The organism is Rhizobium leguminosarum bv. viciae USDA 2370 (assembly GCF_002008365.1).
In the GTDB taxonomy this organism is placed as follows: Bacteria; Pseudomonadota; Alphaproteobacteria; order Rhizobiales; family Rhizobiaceae; genus Rhizobium; species Rhizobium leguminosarum.
In genome coordinates this window covers 539,489-557,922 of sequence record NZ_MRDL01000051.1, presented here as the reverse complement: position 1 = coordinate 557,922, position 18,434 = coordinate 539,489, and the positions used below count along the sequence as shown (strand labels likewise).

16 protein-coding genes are annotated in these 18,434 nt (G+C 62.0%); 4 read left to right on the top strand and 12 right to left on the bottom strand.

All coding sequences use genetic code 11. The features are described 5' to 3' along the window. Positions 1-28: 28 nt before the first annotated feature. The 9 genes from ttcA to BS629_RS29400 form a co-directional block, all read right to left on the bottom strand. Positions 29-898 (bottom strand): tRNA 2-thiocytidine(32) synthetase TtcA, encoded by an 870-nt coding sequence (gene ttcA / locus BS629_RS29440; protein WP_018242208.1) that lies wholly within the window; start codon positions 896-898, stop codon positions 29-31. A 60-nt stretch (positions 899-958) separates the two neighbouring features. Beyond that, positions 959-1,888 (bottom strand): glutaminase, encoded by a 930-nt coding sequence (locus BS629_RS29435; protein ID WP_018242209.1) that lies wholly within the window; start codon positions 1,886-1,888, stop codon positions 959-961. Positions 1,889-1,990: 102 nt separating this feature from the next. Then, the gene (gene rpsD, locus BS629_RS29430; protein WP_004676212.1) at positions 1,991-2,608 is read right to left on the bottom strand and encodes a 30S ribosomal protein S4; all 618 of its coding nucleotides are present in this window, start codon (positions 2,606-2,608) and stop codon (positions 1,991-1,993) included. Between the two features lie 224 nt (positions 2,609-2,832). Continuing rightward, positions 2,833-4,344: a helicase HerA domain-containing protein gene (locus BS629_RS29425; RefSeq protein ID WP_018242210.1), complete on the bottom strand. Its 1,512-nt coding sequence runs from the start codon at positions 4,342-4,344 to the stop codon at positions 2,833-2,835. 131 nt (positions 4,345-4,475) lie between these two features. Continuing rightward, positions 4,476-5,651: an MFS transporter gene (locus BS629_RS29420; RefSeq protein ID WP_026188411.1), complete on the bottom strand. Its 1,176-nt coding sequence runs from the start codon at positions 5,649-5,651 to the stop codon at positions 4,476-4,478. 97 nt (positions 5,652-5,748) lie between these two features. After that, the gene (gene murI, locus BS629_RS29415) at positions 5,749-6,552 is read right to left on the bottom strand and encodes a glutamate racemase (protein ID WP_018242211.1); all 804 of its coding nucleotides are present in this window, start codon (positions 6,550-6,552) and stop codon (positions 5,749-5,751) included. Then, positions 6,533-7,363 (bottom strand): RNA methyltransferase, encoded by an 831-nt coding sequence (locus BS629_RS29410; protein ID WP_018242212.1) that lies wholly within the window; start codon positions 7,361-7,363, stop codon positions 6,533-6,535. The genes murI and BS629_RS29410 overlap by 20 nt, the downstream gene beginning before the upstream one ends. 4 nt (positions 7,364-7,367) lie before the next feature. Continuing rightward, positions 7,368-9,401, bottom strand: coding sequence for an FUSC family protein (locus tag BS629_RS29405; RefSeq protein WP_018242213.1), 2,034 nt, complete (start codon positions 9,399-9,401; stop codon positions 7,368-7,370). Positions 9,402-9,504: 103 nt separating this feature from the next. Next, on the bottom strand, positions 9,505-10,053 hold the full coding sequence (locus BS629_RS29400; protein WP_026188412.1) for a hypothetical protein: 549 nt from the start codon (positions 10,051-10,053) through the stop codon (positions 9,505-9,507). Positions 10,054-10,239: 186 nt separating this feature from the next. Between BS629_RS29400 and BS629_RS29395 the strand changes: the two genes are divergently transcribed. The 3 genes from BS629_RS29395 to BS629_RS29385 all read left to right on the top strand — a co-directional run bounded on the left by BS629_RS29395 (position 10,240) and on the right by BS629_RS29385 (position 12,684). Beyond that, entirely contained in the window at positions 10,240-11,451 is a 1,212-nt protein-coding gene (locus tag BS629_RS29395; RefSeq protein ID WP_018242215.1) for an NADP-dependent isocitrate dehydrogenase, read from the top strand. 71 nt (positions 11,452-11,522) lie between these two features. Then, entirely contained in the window at positions 11,523-11,969 is a 447-nt protein-coding gene (locus BS629_RS29390) for a GNAT family N-acetyltransferase (protein ID WP_018242216.1), read from the top strand. An 88-nt stretch (positions 11,970-12,057) separates the two neighbouring features. Next, positions 12,058-12,684 carry a glutathione S-transferase family protein gene (locus BS629_RS29385; RefSeq protein ID WP_018242217.1) on the top strand — a complete coding sequence of 209 codons (627 nt, stop codon included), beginning with the start codon at positions 12,058-12,060 and terminating at the stop codon, positions 12,682-12,684. A gap of 54 nt (positions 12,685-12,738) precedes the next feature. Here BS629_RS29385 and BS629_RS29380 read toward each other — a convergent pair whose 3' ends face one another. Then, on the bottom strand, positions 12,739-13,590 hold the full coding sequence (locus BS629_RS29380; RefSeq protein ID WP_018242218.1) for an AraC family transcriptional regulator: 852 nt from the start codon (positions 13,588-13,590) through the stop codon (positions 12,739-12,741). A 128-nt stretch (positions 13,591-13,718) separates the two neighbouring features. Between BS629_RS29380 and BS629_RS29375 the strand changes: the two genes are divergently transcribed. Further along, a complete protein-coding gene (locus BS629_RS29375; protein WP_032980421.1) occupies positions 13,719-14,351 on the top strand; it encodes a LysE family translocator in 633 nt (210 codons plus the stop codon). A gap of 94 nt (positions 14,352-14,445) precedes the next feature. Here the strand turns inward: BS629_RS29375 and alaS are convergent, their stop codons facing one another. Both alaS and recA read right to left on the bottom strand, forming a co-directional pair. Continuing rightward, positions 14,446-17,100, bottom strand: a complete 2,655-nt coding sequence (gene alaS / locus BS629_RS29370) for an alanine--tRNA ligase (RefSeq protein ID WP_018242220.1) — start codon at positions 17,098-17,100, stop codon at positions 14,446-14,448. Between the two features lie 154 nt (positions 17,101-17,254). Beyond that, complete coding sequence (gene recA / locus BS629_RS29365) at positions 17,255-18,349, bottom strand: recombinase RecA (protein WP_003540131.1); 1,095 nt, start codon at positions 18,347-18,349, stop codon at positions 17,255-17,257. Positions 18,350-18,434: the final 85 nt, after the last annotated feature.

Genomic DNA, 18,434 nt, shown 5'->3' with positions numbered 1-18,434 from the left:
TCAATAGCCAGCCTCCATAGCCGGCGTTTCATGAAGGATCGGTGACACCAAGGGTGGAAAAGTTGAAGAGTTTTGGGTCGAGCAGATGCGACGGGTTCACATGCGAAAGCGCCCGCAGCATTGTTTCCTTACGGCCCGGCATCCGCCGCTCGATATCGGCGAGCATGTCCTTCATCGCATTGCGTTGCAGCCCGTCCTGCGATCCGCAGAGATCGCAGGGGATGATCGGAAACTGCATGGCGGCGGCGAATTTCGCGAGATCGTCCTCAGCGGCATAGGCGAGCGGCCGGAGCACCATCAGATCGCCCTCGTCGTTCAGAAGTTTCGCCGGCATCGAGGCGAGCCGGCCACCATGGAAGAAATTCATGAAGAAGGTTTCGAGAATGTCCTCGCGGTGGTGGCCAAGCACCAGCGCATCGCAACCCTCTTCCCGCGCGACACGGTAGAGATTGCCGCGGCGCAGCCGCGAACAGAGCGAGCAATAGGTAGCGCCTTCAGGCACCTTCTCCTTCACGATCGAATAGGTATCCCGATACTCGATCCGGTGCTGAACGCCGATCTTGGTGAGATAATCCGGCAGCACGTGCTTGGGGAAGTTCGGCTGGCCCTGGTCGAGATTGCAGGCGATGAGTTCGACCGGCAACAGGCCGCGCCATTTGAGATCGAGCAGCAGCGCCAGCAGCCCGTAGGAATCCTTGCCGCCGGAAAGGCCGACCAGCCAGCGCTTCTGGCCCTTCAGCATGTCGAAATCGTCGAAGGCCTGGCGCACCTGCCGCAGCAGCCGCTTGCGCAGCTTGTTGAAGGAGACGGAACGCGGCGCATCGGCAAACAGCGCATGGCCGCTGGTGTCGGCCTCGCCACTCTCCAACTCGTCGGCGATATTGGCTGCGATATTCATTGCTTCGTCCTACAGAAATTCCACATTTGCTCTAGCAGAAACGCGCCTCGCAACACAGCATCAATCGCCGAAAACCGACCAGCCGGTGCGCGCTGCGAGCATTTCCAGCGCCGCGGCGCCGAGCTGCGAATTGCCGACCTTGTTCAGCCCCGGCGACCACACCGCGATCGAGGCAATACCGGGCGCCACTGCGAAGATGCCGCCGCCGACGCCGCTCTTGCCGGGCAGGCCGACATGATAGGCGAAGTCGCCCGAGCCGTCGTAATGGCCGCAGGTCAGCATCAGCGCATTGATACGCCGCGCCCGCTTCGGTGAAACCACCGAATGGCCGGTCGTCGGATTGCTCCCGCGCGCCGCCAGGAACAGCCCGGCGCGGGCGAGCTGCTCGCAGCTCATCGACAAGGCGCATTGATGGAAATAAACGCCGAGCACGTGGTCGACGGGATGGTCGAGATTGCGGTAGGCGCGCATGAAATTGGCAAGCGCGAAATTGCGGTATCCCGTCTGCGTTTCCGAGCGCGCCACCTTGTCATCGATGGTAATCGACTCGTCATCGGCCAGATAACGCACGAAGCGCAGCAGCTCCCCGATTGCCTCGCGCGGCGCATGGCCGGCCATGACGACGTCGCTGACGGCGATCGCGCCGGCATTGATGAAGGGGTTGCGGGGGATGCCGCTCTCATGCTCGAGCTGGACGATCGAGTTGAAAGCCGATCCGGAGGGTTCGCGCCCGACCCGCTTCCACAGCCCCTCGCCGACCTTGCCGAGCGCCAGCGTCAGCATGAAGACCTTCGATATGCTCTGGATCGAGAAGGCAGTGTCGGCATCGCCGACGCGATAGACTTTGCCGTCGACGGTGACGATCGCCATGCCGAACTGCTTCGGGTCGACCTTGGCGAGCTCGGGAATATAGTCCGCGACCTTGCCCTCGCCGATCCGCGGCTGGATATCGGCGTAGATGCTATCGAGGATCGCCTGCAAATCTGCCATCGCTTCTCTCCAGATCGCAAAAAAGCCGCTCGAAAGAGCGGCTTTCCGTATATCGACGCATGCTGTTGTCTCGCAATCGGTTTCGACTGCGAGACGAATGCATTAACGCGAATAGAATTCGACGACCAGGTGCGGTTCCATGACGACCGGGAACGGAACGTCGCTGAGCGTCGGAACGCGGCCGAAGGTTGCGACCATCTTGTTGTGATCGACTTCGATATAGTCGGGAACGTCGCGCTCTGCGAGGCTGACGGCTTCCAGAACGGTCACCAACTGCTTCGACTTTTCGCGAACTTCGATGACGTCGCCGGCCTTGCAACGGTAGGAACCGATGTTGACGCGCACACCGTTGACGGTGACGTGGCCATGGTTGACGAACTGACGGGCAGCAAAGACCGTCGGAACGAACTTGGCGCGATAGACGATTGCGTCGAGGCGCGATTCCAGCAGGCCGATCAGGTTTTCAGAGGTGTCGCCCTTGCGGCGGTCGGCTTCGGCGAAGATCGCGCGGAACTGCTTCTCGCGCAGGTCACCGTAGTAACCCTTGAGCTTCTGCTTGGCGCGCAGCTGCACACCGAAATCCGAAAGCTTGCCCTTGCGGCGCTGGCCATGCTGGCCCGGGCCGTATTCGCGGCGGTTCACCGGGGACTTCGGACGGCCCCAGATGTTTTCGCCCATACGGCGGTCAATTTTGTACTTGGACGATTCGCGCTTGCTCATCGTATTTCCTTTCAAAGGTTTATGACGGTTTGTTGCCAAACCGCACGAAGGAAACACGCCCTCCTCTGATCTCTGCCGAGATCTGACAGGATGTTCCGGTTAGCGAACAGGAACGATCCACGGGACATGTCAAATGAAACACCGGACATTGCTGCCCGGTGCTTGCGGCGGTCTTTAGAGGGCCGTCATGAAAATGTCAACAGCGGCAAACCCCGAAAGCGCCACTATTCCGCCGCCAGCGGCTGGTCGCCCGTGTCGGGGGCGTTGGCATCGCCCGGCGCCGTCTGGCAGTCCATATCCGGGATAGCGACGATACGCTTGCCGGAAAAATCGGCGTGCACGACGATGATGCCCTGCTCCTCGAAATAACCGAGCAGGCGGCGGGCGCGGCGGGCGGAATGGGTGCCGTAGGCGCGGGCGATCCGCGCATCCGACGGGCACGGCTCGCCGCAGACGGCGGCCTTGGCGAGCATCAGGAAGACGCCCTGCAGGTCGTCGGTGACACCCGATGACAGCGACAGTGCCGTCGCCCAGGCAACAGTCGCAGCTGTCGTCGCATCGACGCCGGAACGCGAGATCGCCACCCGCCGACGGAAATCCGGCAGCGCGATCGGCGGTCCTGGCACGCGGCGCATGCGCAGCCGCACGAGAAAATCCTGGTAGAGCACCGAATCGGTGCGGAAGGCGGAGGTGGGATCGTCGAGTATTTCGGCAAGAACGCCGGCTAGGCGCTCCTCCCGCTCCTCGGCGGAGACTTCCACCTGGCTCGCCCTCGCCTCGGCAGGTGCTGCCGATGCCGCCGGCGTCGAGCGCGAGAGCTCGGCGAGAATGTCGGTCGTCGGCCGCGGCGCCGGCGGGGCGCGCCGCACGGGCGGGCGCTGGAATTCCTCCGGATCGGGCGTGAAGATCAGGTCCTCGACATCTTGAGGCGCATCCGGCAGCGGCATCAGCTTCGGGCTGGAAGAGCGCGCCGAGGTCTCCACGGCGCCGATCTGGATCGGCAGCGGCCGGCGTGACAGCGCCGGTCCGAGAGCGACGAAATTGCCGCGCTTGAGATCGCGGAACATCTCGGCCTGGCGCCGGTCCATGCCGAGCAGGTCGGCAGCGCGCGCCATGTCGATATCGAGAAAGGTACGGCCCATCAGGAAGTTCGAGGCCTCGGCGGCGACGTTCTTGGCGAGCTTGGCAAGCCGCTGTGTCGCGATCACACCGGCAAGGCCGCGCTTGCGGCCGCGGCACATCAGGTTGGTCATCGCGCCGAGCGACATCTTGCGCGCATCCTCCGAGACATCGCCGCCAACCGACGGCGCAAACATCTGCGCCTCGTCGACCACGACGAGAACCGGATACCAGTATTCGCGATCGGCATCGAACATGCCGTTGAGGAAAGCGGCGGCAGCACGCATCTGATCTTCGAGATCGAGGCCTTCGAGCGTCAGCACGCAGGAAACGCGATGCTGGCGGATGCGGTTGGCAATGCCGGCCAACTCCGCCTCTGTGCGCTCACCGTCGACGACGACGTGGCCAAACCTGTCGCTGAGCGTGACGAAATCACCCTCGGGATCGATGATGACCTGCTGTACCCATTGTGCCGATTGCTCGAGCAGGCGGCGCAACAGATGCGACTTGCCCGATCCGGAATTGCCCTGCACGAGCAGACGGGTCGCCAGCAGCTCCTCGATATCGAGCGTCGCCGGGCTGCCGGACGCCAATCCCATATCGATGCCAACCTGCACGTCCCATTCCCCTTACAAATTCCCGGCCCGTCTGTAGCAGATTCGCAGGCACTGTTGTCGTCAAACCTTCAAGAACCCACAGGGAAACCCAGCCCTATAGCATCGGCTCTGCGCTCTAGGGACATAAGGCTTCACACCGCCTCGCGCTCGACGAGGTCGCCCGCCATGTCCTTCTGCGTCGGAATCAGCAAACGTGTGCAGAGCAGGCTGACGAAAAGCGGTACCAGCAAGACCGCAAGCCCCGCGCGCAAGCCCAGGAGTTCGCCGAGAAAGCCGATGATCGGCGGCCCGATGAGAAAACCGGTCAGGGCTGCGAAGGAGAGCGTCGCAACGCTTGAAGCGGGCGGGCGGTCAGTCAGCGAAGCAACGGCCGTCACCGCAAGCGGAAACCCGACCGAGACACCGACACCAACTGCGGCAAAGCCGAGTAGCGCAAGCGGCGTCGCCGGTGCAAGGAGAACGACGAGCATGCCGGCAAGCGAGGCGATGCCGCAACCACGGGCAATGGCAATCGCGCCGAAACGGCCTTTCATGTAATCACCGCTGAAGCGCCCAGCCGCAACCATGAAAGCGAAAACCGAATAACCGAGGCCGGTTTGCGCGCCTTCTGCATTCATGACATCGCGGAGGTAGACCGCCGACCAATCGGCCATCGCACCTTCCGTCATCGTCACGCCGAAGACGAAGGCGCAGATCCCGAGCAGAGCGAGACTGGGCAGCTTGAAGCCGGTCATTGCCTGCGAATTCTCCGCATGGTGACTTTCCGGCAATTTCGGCAGGCGCAGGCTGGCAATCAGCGCAGCCGGCAGGATGACGAGCGCCGTGATCAGAATCGACCAGTGCGGCGAAAGCCCGATGGCTATGGCACCAACGCCGATCAGGCTGCCGGCCATGATGCCAAAGCTCCAGAAGCCGTGGCAGCGGCTCATGATGATCAGCCCCGTCGCCTTCTCCGTCACATCGGCCTCGACATTCATACCGAGTTCCACCGTCGAAAGCGCGACCCCAACGACAATCAAGGCGAAGAATAGAAGCATGGCGCTGGGCGCGAAGGCTGGAAGCGAAACCACGGCAAGAAAGAAGATGAAACCATAGATGATCGCCATGCGCCCGCCGATGCGCGAGACGAGGCGGCCGGCAAACGGCAGGGTGATCAGCGTGCCGATCGGCAATCCCAGAAGTGCGACGGCGAGATCGGCGGTGCCGAGTTCAAGCTTCGCCTGGATATCAGGAATGCGCGGTAACCAGGCGCCAAAGGCTATCGGCTGCAGAAAAAAGATCAGCATGACAAGTCTTTGCAGCGGCACGGCGCATCCCTTTTAAGTCTTGAGCGGTAAACACCCGCCCGCGATTCCCCGCGGAGATCTTGCGCGATGAGATCAGTGAAATAAAGCGTGCAGTGCCTTATCGCGTGCTGAGACCAAAACCCTGCATCAGTCGGCGCGTCGCAAAGTCGGGATTGCCGGATGTAAAGGCGGCAAAGTCGAAATTATCGGGGTGAACGGCATCGGCGATCTGCGGAACGAGTGTGCGCGCCCGCCGGGCAATGGCTTCTGCCGGATCCAGCCAGTCCACCGGCCAAGGCGCCAGTCTGCGGAATAGATTGGCCATGAAGGGATAGTGCGTGCAGGCAAGCACGACGATATCGGTCCTCTGACTGTCCTTCTCGACGAAGCATTGGTGGATTTCGGCAAGCACGGCGTCGTCGGAGACGGCGTCACCGCGTATATAGGCCTCTGCCATGCGCGCAAGGTTCTCCGAGCCGACGAGGCGGACATGGCATTGCTGGGCGAAGGACTGGATGAGATCGCGTGTATAGGCCCGCTTGACCGTACCCGGCGTCGCGAGCACCGAGACCAGGCCGGAGCGCGTGCGCTCCGCCGCCGGCTTGATCGCCGGCACGGTGCCGACGAAGGTCATCTGAGGAAAGGCGGCGCGGAGATCGGCGCCAACCAGCGTGAAGGCGGTGTTGCAGGCGATGATGCACACCTCGGGATCGTGTTGTTCGAGCAGCCGGCCGAAAAGCCCGATGATCCGTTCCTTCAGCGCCTGCTCCTCCCAGCCGCCATAGGGAAAGCCGGCGTCGTCGGCGACATAGATGAAGCCACGTTCCGGCATCAGCACGCGCGCTTCGCGCAAGACGGTCAGCCCGCCGATGCCGGAATCGAAGACGAGGACGGGTTTCAGCTCATGCGTCGGCGCTGTCATCTGGCGGTGTTTCCTTGGTCGCGGTCGGGAACCTGCCGCCGCGCGGGCTCTTGCGCGAGAAGCGGTCGAGAGAGGAGATGACGCCGCGCAACACGCTGATTTCCTGCTCCGTGAAGGCCCGGCGGGATAGAACAGCGCGCAGATTGTCGACCATTTTCGGCTTTTTCCCGGCAGGATGGAAATAACCGCGCGCATCGAGCGCCTCTTCCAGCTGATCGAACAGGCCGAACAGCTGGTCCTTGGTCGAAGGCGTCTGCCCCATCGCCTGAAAAGGCACGGCGCCGAGATCCTCCATGCCGGATTTCATCCATTCATAGGACATCAGCAGCACCGCCTGGGCGATGTTCAGCGACGCAAAGGCCGGATTGACCGGAAAGGTGACGATCTCGTCGGCAAGCGCCACCTCCTCGTTGGTCAGCCCCCAACGCTCACGCCCGAAGAGGATGCCGGTGCCCTCACCGGCGCGGAACCTCGCCCGGAGCGTCTCGGCGGCGATGACGGGAGAGCGCACCGGCTTATAGCCGTCGCGCTCGCGCGCGGTCGTCGCATAGACAAAATTAAGATCGGCGACCGCCTGTTCCAGCGTGTCGTAGACCTTGGTCGCCTCGATGACGTGATCGGCCTTGGAGGCAGTCGCCAGGGCTTTCTCGTTCGGCCAGCCGTCGCGCGGATTGACGAGGCGCAGTTCAGCAAGGCCGAAATTCGCCATGGCGCGCGCCACCATGCCGATATTCTCGCCCATCTGCGGCTCGACCAGAATGATGGCCGGGCCTTCGGCCAGAAGTTGACGCTCGCTGTTCGTGCCTGCCATGGTCCTATCCCTGTTTCGAGCGCGCAATAGCCTCGCCTGCTGCAAACGGCAAGACGTCTGCGTCAGGATAAAGCCTTTCCAGCGCCGAACCGATCATTTCGAGCCCGAGTCTCGCACCCTCGCGCGACAGCGGCAGGTGCCGGCCTGTTGTCCGCGATGCCTTGCGCTGAATGAGGAAACAGGTCGAGCCGCGCGGCGCCGCATTGTCGATCAGCGCCAGATCCGCCGCGATCAGCGTCTTCAGATTGTCGTCGGCGGCCGGCGCGTCGTAACTCTTCGCCAGGATACGCGCCCAATAGGTGCAAGAGAGGAAGATCGCCAGCGTCTGGCGGATCTGGCCTGGGCGCGTCACCACCGACCAGGACGAGCCAAGCGGGCGCGCCGCCACCGTTACGTCGCGGTAGCAGGCATCGATCGTCTGCGACAGCGCCATCAACTCGAAACCGCTTTTGCCCTCGCCGATCCCGGCAAGCAGGTCGCGCAGCGCCTGGAACCAGTGCGCGAGTGCAGTATCGAGCGCGCCGCGCGTGCGCGTGGGGAAAACGACGAAGGCGACCGCCGTTCCGGCCGCCGCCCCGATCATGGTCTCCCCGATGCGCAGCTTCAACAGATCGAGCGTCAGCACGCCGGTCATCCCGTAGACCAGGCAGAGCACGATCGAGATGAAGAAGGTCATCGTCGCATAGGAAACTTGCAGGAAATAGAAGGCGAGGAAGATGCAGATGGCGGCGACCGGAATGGCGATATCAGGCTCGCCCGAAATCATCGTTGCCAGCACGAGGCCGATGGCGATGCCGAATACCGTGCCGAGTGAGCGCGATAGGGCCCTCATCGCCGTATCGCCGCGCGAATTGGTATTGGTGAAGACGAGGAAGGAGGCGAGCACTGCCCAGAACCAGCGCTCGCGCGACAGCAGCAGACCGAAACACATGGCGATCGCCGAGGCGAGCGTGATCTGTAGCGCCAAGCGCAGCAGCGGATTGGCGAACGAAAAGTCGATCGGCTGAGGTTGCGCCGTATCCATGACGGCGTCAATGCCGGAGAAACCGGAGGCCTGCCCCTCGCCGATCGCCTGCGTCAATTCCTGCCGGGCCTTACCGAGCCAGAGAAGCGCACGCACGGTCTCGCCCTGCGGCTGGTCCTTGATGGTTTCGGCCATTTCCTCATATCTTCCAAGTTCCACCGCATCCGCCTCGATCACGGCATGCACGAGCGCAAAGGGCGGCGGACTCTGGAAGCTCAGCACGATCGCGCTCTCGGCAGCAAGATGCGCATCGAAGAGCCGGATCGCCAGCTCGGCGGCGGGATCAGCGGTGCCATCGAAAACCCCGCCGGGCGGGCGCGGAATAAAGGTCTCCGCCATCAGCACCACTTCCTTCAGCCGGTCTTCCAGCTGGCGCAGCTCCTGCCGGTCGGCTTCGCCGATCTCAGCGCCGCCGGCAAGGGCGGCGAGCTTGAAGAGAATCTGGTTGATCCGGCCGCGCACGCTTTCGAGCGAGCGCAGCAGGTCCCGTCGCCAGTCGTCCGGCAGCAGCACTGCTCTCACCAGATGGCCGACGAGCACCGAGACGACGGGGCCGATCGCCACATCAGGCAGCTCGGCAAGGGAAGGCCGGAAATAAGAGCCCATGAAATAAGAGGTGAAGGCGAACATGCCGATCGCAAAGCCGCGCGGCCCGAACACGCGGCCCGCCGATGCGAGCGCGATCACCACCAAGAAGACGAGATCGGAGAGAAAACGCTGATCTTCGAGGCCCGCCGCGATCGCGACGACGCCAAGGCTTGCGACGCAACCGAAGAGCCGCGTCACCAGTTGGCGCGTATTGCCCTTGTCGCGAACCGCCACCCCGCCCTCGATCGACAGCACGATGCCAAGACCGAAGGCGGCCGTCGGCAACGGCAGAATGAACATCTGGATGGCGAGAAGGACTAAAAACGAGAAAACGATCGTCAGCGTTACACGCGAGGCCATGCGCAGACGCGAAAGCGCCGGATCGTTGGCAAGCAGCCAGTCGCGGAACTGAAAACTGGAAAACAAATGCGAGAGCCCCTCATGCCGCCCAGGGATCAACAGATACCGCCGCAACAGCGGAAATCAAACTGCCCGAGATCGAATCTCGATGCTCTCGAATGTCGCGCGCCTATTGGCCCTTGGCAATCAGCGCCATGGTCGTCTTCAGGGAATCGCGCGCCTGCGTTTCGATATTCTCTGTGACGATATCGTCGATGACGGGCTTACCACCTTCCTCGACCACTTCGAAACGAACGGTCGTATAGTCCTTGGCATCGGGCGCATCCGAGCAGGCGGATTTCCTGAAGCGCACCGTCACCTCGGCCACGCCGTCGATCACTGGCGCTGCCGCCATCGTCAGATCCTCCAGCGGGCACGCATCCTGGCCGTTGACGATGACGTCGTAGTCGAAGGGCGATATGCCGTCGTCATCGATGGCGGGAAACTGCGCCGCCGCCTGGTATCTCGCGACGAAATCGCGGCTGTAGAGATGCTCGAGCCGGCTCGCATCGAAGATGTCGGTCCAGTCGCTGTTGTTGTCGGCCCAGTTGCTCCTTGTCGCCTCCATGATCTCCTTCACAGGAGCGGTAATGTCGGCGGCATCACCGATGCCGCCGGCAGCGTGACTGATGCCTGAAAAGGCGATAAGGCTTGCGATAACAACGGCGATTGTCTTCATGGTCGAATGTCCGGAGCGGCAGATCGCGGCGGACACTAGCTAAATTTCAGCGCGTGGCAATGGCGGCAAAAACGCATTGTCGAACCCCTTGCAGCTTTGCGTTCCCGGTTCACAATGCTATAGCGCTCCGGATCATATCACCCACCCGGGACCCCGTCCCCATTCAAGCTCGAACGAGGCAGATACATGAACAAGATCAAGGTCGCCAATCCCGTCGCCGATCTCGACGGCGATGAAATGACGCGCATCATCTGGCAGCTCATCAAGGATAAGCTGATCCATCCGTATCTCGACCTCGACATCGACTATTTCGACCTCTCCGTCGAAAACCGCGACGCCACCAACGACCAGGTCACCGTCGATGCCGCCAACGCCATCAAGAAGTATGGCGTCGGCATCAAGTGCGCGACGATCACGCCGGATGAAGCCCGCGTCAAGGAATTCAACCTCAAGGAAATGTGGAAGAGCCCGAACGGCACGATCCGCAACATTCTCGGCGGCGTCATCTTTCGCGAGCCGATCATCTGCAAGAACGTGCCGCGCCTGGTTCCCGGCTGGACCAAGCCGATCGTCGTCGGCCGCCACGCCTTCGGCGACCAGTACCGCGCCACCGATTTCAAGTTCCCCGGCAAGGGCAAGCTGACGATCAAGTTCGTCGGCGAGGACGGCACCGTCATCGAGAAGGAAGTCTTCAACGCACCGGGCGCCGGCGTCGCCATGGCCATGTACAACCTCGACGAATCGATCCGCGAATTCGCCCGCGCCTCGATGATGTACGGCCTGATGCGCAAGTGGCCGGTCTATCTGTCGACCAAGAACACCATCCTCAAGGCCTATGACGGCCGCTTCAAGGACATCTTCGAGGAAGTCTACGAGACCGAATTCAAGGATCAGTTCAAGGAAGCCGGCATCACCTACGAACACCGCCTGATCGACGACATGGTTGCTTCGGCGCTCAAGTGGTCCGGCGGGTACGTCTGGGCCTGCAAGAACTACGACGGCGACGTCCAGTCCGACACGGTCGCCCAAGGCTTCGGCTCGCTCGGCCTGATGACCTCGGTTCTGCTGACGCCCGACGGCAAGACGGTCGAAGCCGAAGCCGCTCACGGCACGGTCACCCGTCACTACCGCCAGCATCAGAAGGGCCAGGAAACCTCGACGAACTCGATCGCCTCGATCTTCGCCTGGACCCGCGGCCTGGCGCACCGCGCCAAGCTCGACGACAATGCCGAGCTCGCCCGCTTCGCCTCGACGCTCGAAAAAGTCTGCGTCGACACTGTCGAATCCGGTTTCATGACCAAGGACCTGGCGCTGCTGATCGGCCCCGACCAGCCGTGGCTCTCGACCACCGCCTTCCTCGACAAGATCGACCAGAACCTGCAGAAGGCCATGGCGTAAGCCGGCCTTTCCAAGATAACATCGAAGCGGCGGGGATTTCCCCGCCGTTTTCATTTTAGGAGAATGAACCGATGACGGTCATCCTGCGGCCGCTTGAAGCCTCGGACCGCGCCGCTTGGGAGCCCCTGTGGGAGGCCTATCAGCGCTTCTACGAAGTGGTCATCCCGCCTGAAACCACGGACCTCACCTGGACTCGCTTCCACGATCCTGAAGAACCGATGCACGCGCTCGGTGCCTTTGACGACGATGGCCGTCTCGTCGGTATCGTCCATGCCATCTTTCACCGTTCCTGCTGGCTGCCGCAATGGACCTGCTATCTGCAGGATCTCTATGTTGACAACAGTCAGCGCGGGCTCGGCACCGGTGCCGCTTTGATCGAGGCCGTCGCCGACCTCGCCCGCGCAAACGGCGCAGGCAGGCTCTATTGGATGACGCACGAAACGAATGCAACGGCGCGGCGGCTCTACGACCGGATCGCCGAGCGCTCGGGTTTCATCCAGTACCGCAAGGCGCTCTAACGGTCTGGGGTTGCACAAAGGCCCTGCCGCACTATTGATTCCGGGGAACGGCAAGGCCGTAGAATAACGGGAACACGAGGAGGATGTCATGACTGAAGAACTGGTATTCTATACGAACCCCATGTCGCGCGGCCGCATCGCGCGCTGGATGCTGGAGGAGATCGGCCAACCCTACCGCACCGAATACCTGACCTTCGGCGAAACCATGAAGGCGCCCGAATATCTCGCAGTCAATCCGATGGGCAAGGTGCCGGCGATCCGCCACGGCGATACCATCGTCACCGAATGCGCGGCGATCTGCGCCTATCTCGCCGAAACCTTTCCTGAGAAGGCGCTGGCGCCGAGGCCGGACGAGCGCGCCCGCTATTATCGCTGGATGTTCTTTGCCGCCGGTCCTCTCGAATCGGCGGTGACGATGAAGGCTCTCGGCTTCGAAATTCCGAAGGAACGCCTGCGCATGGCCGGCTGCGGCGGTTTCGGCGACGTCATGAACACACTCGAGAAAGCCGTCTCCGCTTCGACCTATGTCGCCGGCGAGCGCTTCACCGCCGCCGACGTATATGTCGGCTCCCATATCGGCTGGGGCCTCGGATTCGGCGGCATCGAAAGACGCCAGGCCTTCCTCGACTATGTCGGCCGCATCAGCGAGCGTGAGGCCTACAAGCGGGCCAACGCCCTTGATGACGAAGCCATCAAGACCATGCAGGCCGCCTGAGCGTGGTCTTGAGCATCTTGGGGGCGCGGCTGATCCGCCGGGTCCCCCACGGCCTTAGACGAGCGGCATGTGAATATCCGTCAGAAGCTCGTTCGGCGGCACGTCGCGGGGATTGTTGAGATACTCCTCGAACATGACCCTGTCCTTCAACTGCCGGCCGGATTTCGGCAGCCATTCGGCAAACAGCCACTGATAGGACTTGGGCATATTGGCATAGGGACCCTTATGGCGTAGCACCGCATAATCGCCACCGTCGATCACGCGCCGCTCGAACGGCGCATCGGCCGGCACGTCGGAAGCGCCGGTGACGCAGGCGATCGAGCGCAGCTTTTCCTCCGGCACAAGATCGGGATCGTCGAGATAGACGCCAATCATCCGCATGTCGGGCTTGGCGAGGCCGCGGGCGTAAAGCGTGCCGAACAGCATCTCGAAGGCCTTGTCGATCTGCATGTAGGAGCCGGTATGGCCAACGCCGATCAGCTCGATCGGCGCGATCTCGCGTATGGTAACGTCTAACATGACTTTGGTCTTTCCGTTAGGTGAGGGCTCATAGGCTGTGTGGCTTCCCTCTTTCCGGTAGCGGGCCGGCGGCATGCCGTAGACCGACTTGAAAATACGATTGAAGGATTGGAGATTGGGATAGCCGGATCGCTTTGCAATTTCACTGACGGCAAGTTCCGTGCGGACGATCTCGCCCGCCGCGTGATGCAGCCTGAGCCGCTTAACGGTGGCCGCCAGCGTCTCGCCGTAAATCGCCCGGTAGATCCTGTGCCAGTGATAGCTCGACATGCAGGCGATCTCGGCAAGGCGCTCCATATCCAGCTCCTCGTCCAAGTGGTCGTGAATATAGGCCGAAACCCGTCTCAGACGGTTTTCATAAAGTGCCCATGCCGTTTCGCCATTCATGTCAAAACCTCGTGCAAATCGATCGGCTCGAGAGAACCATAACCCGATTTGACAAATCCTGCGGACTTGAACCTTCGGCGAATCCTGCGTAGACCGGAATTCCGGCTCGAACCCAAAAGGAATGATAGATGCCGGATTTTTCAACATTAATGCTCTTTGCCGCCGCAGCGCTGGTGCTGACAGCCACGCCCGGCCCCGACATGCTGCTGATCGCCTCCCGCAGTATCGGCCAGGGACGCGCTGCCGGTTTCCTGACCTATGCCGGCATCGCGCTCGGCACCTATTGCCACGCCCTTGCCGCGGCATTCGGGCTGTCACAGCTCTTCATGACCGTGCCGGCCGCCTATGAAACAGTGCGCTGGGCAGGCTGTTGCTATCTTCTCTATCTCGCCTACAAGACGGTCCGCTCGGAAGGCGCCGCCTTTCAGCCGGCATCGACGCTGAAGCGGCTGTCGGGCCGGCGCATCTTCTTTGCGGGCCTTGCCACCAATCTGCTCAATCCGAAGATGGCGCTCTTCGTCATGGCGCTCTTTCCGCAATTCGTGAATGCGTCAGCCGGATCGCTGACGATGCAGATGCTGATACTTGCAAGCGTCCTGAACGGGATCGGCCTCGTCGTGAATGGCGCCGTGATTTTCCTCGGAAGCACGATCCGTTCGAGACTTCAATCGGCGAGCCGTTTCCCGAGGTTGCCGCAATATATCCTGGCAACGGTCTTCACCGGGCTCGCCTGTCGCCTTGCGTTGCAGCCGCGCAACTGAACATCGAGGGACCACCGTCGTTGAAAACAAAACCGGCTGCGAAATCCATGATCTCGCAGCCGGTTTGAATTTCAAACTGATGTCAGGCGGCAGTTCAGCCGGCAAGTGCCACGGCAACCGCCTCGATCGCTTCATCGGCTTTCGATCCGTCGGGGCCGCCGGCCTGCGCCATGTCGGGGCGGCCGCCGCCGCCCTTGCCGCCGAGGGCGGCAGATGCGATGCGGACGAGGTCGACGGCGCTGTAACGCTGCACGAGATCCGGTGTCACCGCCACGACAGCACTTGCCTTGCCGTCGTCGGACACGCCGACCAGGGCAACGACGCCGGAACCGATGCTGGTCTTGCCATCATCGGCAAGCCCCTTCAAATCCTTGGGATCGACGCCCGAAATCGCCTTGCCGAGGAACTTGACGCCGGCCACTTCGCGCACGGCATCGACCGAGCCGCCCTGCCCGCCGCCCATGGCGAGTTTGCGCTTGGCGTCAGCCAATTCCTTTTCGAGCTTGCGGCGCTCGTCCATCAGCGCTTCGACACGCGACAGCACTTCGCCCGGCTGCACCTTCAGCGAGGCGGCAAGCGTCTTCACGCGCTCGTCCTGTTCGGCCAGATATTCGCGCGCCGATTCGCCGGTGACGGCCTCGATACGGCGAACGCCTGCGCCGACGGCGCTTTCGCCGAGAACGCGGATCAGCCCGATCTGGCCAGTGGCCCCGACATGCGTGCCGCCGCAGAGTTCGATCGAATAAGGCTTGCCGGCCTTGGCGCCACGCACGCCCTCGCCCATCGCCACGACGCGGACTTCATCGCCGTATTTCTCGCCGAACAGCGCCATCGCGCCTTCAGCGATCGCATCGTCGACGCTCATCAGCCTCGTGGTAACCGGCGAATTCTGCAGCACGATCTCGTTCGCCATATCCTCGACGATCTTCAGCTCCTCGGCCGACATCGGCTTCGGATGCGAGACGTCGAAACGCAGGCGCTCGGGCGCGACCAGCGAACCCTTCTGCGCCACATGGGTGCCGAGCACCTCGCGCAAAGCCTCGTGCAACAGGTGGGTCGCAGAGTGGTTGGCGCGCAGCCGCGAACGGCGGGCATGATCGACCGTCAGCACGACCGCATCGCCGTCCTTGACCACGCCGTCGATGACAATACCCTGATGCACGAACAGGCCTTCGCCTCTCTTCTGCGTATCTGAAATCTCGATCTTGGCGTGGTCGGACGAGATCACGCCGGTATCGCCCATCTGGCCGCCGGATTCGCCGTAGAACGGCGTCTGGCTGACGACGATCTGCACCTTGTCGCCGGCCTTGGCCTCGGTCGAAACCGCGCCCTCTTTGACGATCGCCTGCACGACGCCTTCGGCCGTTTCGGTGTCGTAGCCCAGGAATTCGGTCGCACCGTGTTTTTCCCTAAGCTCGAACCAGACGGTTTCCGTCGCCTTCTCGCCGGAACCGGCCCAGTGCGAGCGGGCTTCGGCCTTCTGGCGCTGCATCGCATCGGTGAAGCCGGAGATGTCCACGCCGATCTCACGGGCACGCAGTGCATCCTGTGTCAGATCGAGCGGGAAGCCGTAGGTGTCGTAGAGCTTGAAGGCGGTCTCACCATCCAGCATATCGCCCTTGGAAAGATCCGTCGTCGCGTCCGACAGAAGCGACAGGCCGCGTTCCAGCGTCTTGCGGAAGCGGTTTTCCTCCAGCTTCAGCGTTTCCGAGATCAGCGCTTCGGCGCGCACCAGTTCCGGATAGGCGCGGCCCATCTGCTGCACCAGCGTCGGCAGCAGCTTGTAGACCAGCGGTTCCTTGGCGCCGAGCAGCTGTGCATGGCGCATGGCGCGGCGCATGATGCGGCGCAGCACATAACCGCGGCCCTCATTCGACGGAAGCACGCCGTCGGCGATCAGGAAGGCCGAGGAGCGCAGGTGGTCGGCGATGACGCGGTGGCTGGCGCTGCCTTCCGCCTTGACGCCCATCGTGTCCTCGATGGTGCCGATCAGCGTGCGGAAGAGATCGGTGTCGAACACGCTCTGAACGCCCTGCAGAATGCAGGCCATGCGCTCCAGCCCCATGCCGGTATCGATCGACGGGCGGGGCAGCGGGTTGCGAACGCCGGGTTCGGTCTGCTCGAACTGCATGAAGACGAGGTTCCAGAATTCAAGGAACCGGTCGCCATCTTCCTCCGGTGAGCCCGGAGGGCCGCCCCAAACATTCTCACCCTGGTCGATGAAGATTTCCGAGCACGGGCCGCAGGGGCCGGTATCGCCCATCTGCCAGAAATTGTCAGAGGTCGGGATGCGGATGATCTTGCCGTCGGAAAAGCCGGCGATCTTCTTCCACAGCGTCGCAGCTTCTTCATCCTCGGAATAGACGGTCACCAGCAGGCGGTTTTTCGGAAGGTCGAAGCCTTCGGTGACGAGCTTCCAGGCAAGCTCGATCGCATTCTCCTTGAAATAGTCGCCGAAGGAGAAGTTGCCGAGCATCTCGAAGAAGGTCAGGTGGCGTGCAGTATAGCCGACATTGTCGAGGTCGTTGTGCTTGCCGCCGGCCCGCACGCATTTCTGCGAAGTCGTCGCCGTCGAATAGGGACGCTTTTCGAGGCCGGTGAAGACGTTCTTGAATTGCACCATGCCGGCATTGGTGAACATCAGCGTCGGGTCGTTGCGCGGCACGAGCGGGCTCGACGGAACGATCTCATGGCCGTTCTTCTTGAAATAGTCGAGGAAGGTCGACCGGATATCGTTCACACCGCTCATGCTATGCCCTTCAATGCTGCCGGAGGCAGGTAAATTTAAATTCATCGGCTTTTAACGTTCGCCCCCGCCACTGTCCAGCAGACAAACAAAACCGGCCGCATTCTCATCAGGAATGCGGCCGGTTGGAACTGTCCGATGAGTTTAAGCGCGAAAATTACATTTCCGCAGTGGCATCGCCATCGCCGTCATCCGGGTCCGGTCCGCCATTCTGCAGGAAACGGTCGGCGATCAGGCCGGCATTCTGGCGCAGCGACAGTTCGATCTCGCGGGCGAGATCCGGATTGTCGCGCAGGAAAGTCTTGGCGTTTTCACGGCCCTGGCCGAGACGCTGGCTGTTATAGGAGAACCAGGCACCCGACTTTTCGACGATGCCGGCCTTGACGCCGAGATCGACCAGTTCGCCGGTCTTGGAGACACCCTCGCCATACATGATATCGAACTCGACCTGCTTGAAGGGCGGCGCCATCTTGTTCTTGACGACCTTGACGCGGGTCTGGTTGCCGATCACCTCTTCGCGCTCCTTGACCGCCCCGATGCGGCGGATGTCGAGGCGCACGGAAGCATAGAACTTCAGCGCATTGCCGCCCGTCGTCGTTTCCGGCGAACCGAACATGACGCCGATCTTCATGCGGATCTGGTTGATGAAGATAACCATGGTGTTCGATTTGGAGATCGAAGCGGTGAGCTTGCGCAGCGCCTGGCTCATCAGTCGTGCCTGCAGGCCGGGAAGGCTGTCGCCCATTTCGCCTTCGATTTCGGCGCGCGGCGTCAGTGCGGCGACCGAGTCGACGACGAGAACGTCAACGGCGCCGGAGCGCACCAGCGTATCGGTGATTTCGAGCGCCTGCTCGCCGGTATCGGGCTGCGAGATCAGAAGGTTCTGCAGGTCGACGCCAAGCTTGCGGGCATAGACGGGATCGAGCGCATGTTCGGCATCGACGAAGGCGCAGATGCCGCCCTTCTTCTGCGCTTCGGCAATCGTCTGCAGTGCAAGCGTCGTCTTACCGGAGCTTTCCGGCCCGTAGATCTCGATGATGCGGCCCCTCGGCAGGCCACCAACGCCGAGTGCAATATCGAGGCCAAGCGAGCCGGTCGAGATCGTCTCGATCTCGACAACATTCTCGTTGGAGCCGAGTTTCATGATCGAGCCCTTGCCGAACGACCGCTCTATCTGTGAGAGTGCCGCTTCAAGCGCCTTGCTTTTGTCCACCGATTTGTCCTCTACCAGCCGCAATGAATTCTGAGACATCCGATCCACCTTTAGGTTATTGAAGCCGCTCAAGCAATGTCGAGTTTGTACCCTATTTGTTCCATTCTCGCAATAGGCGATCAAA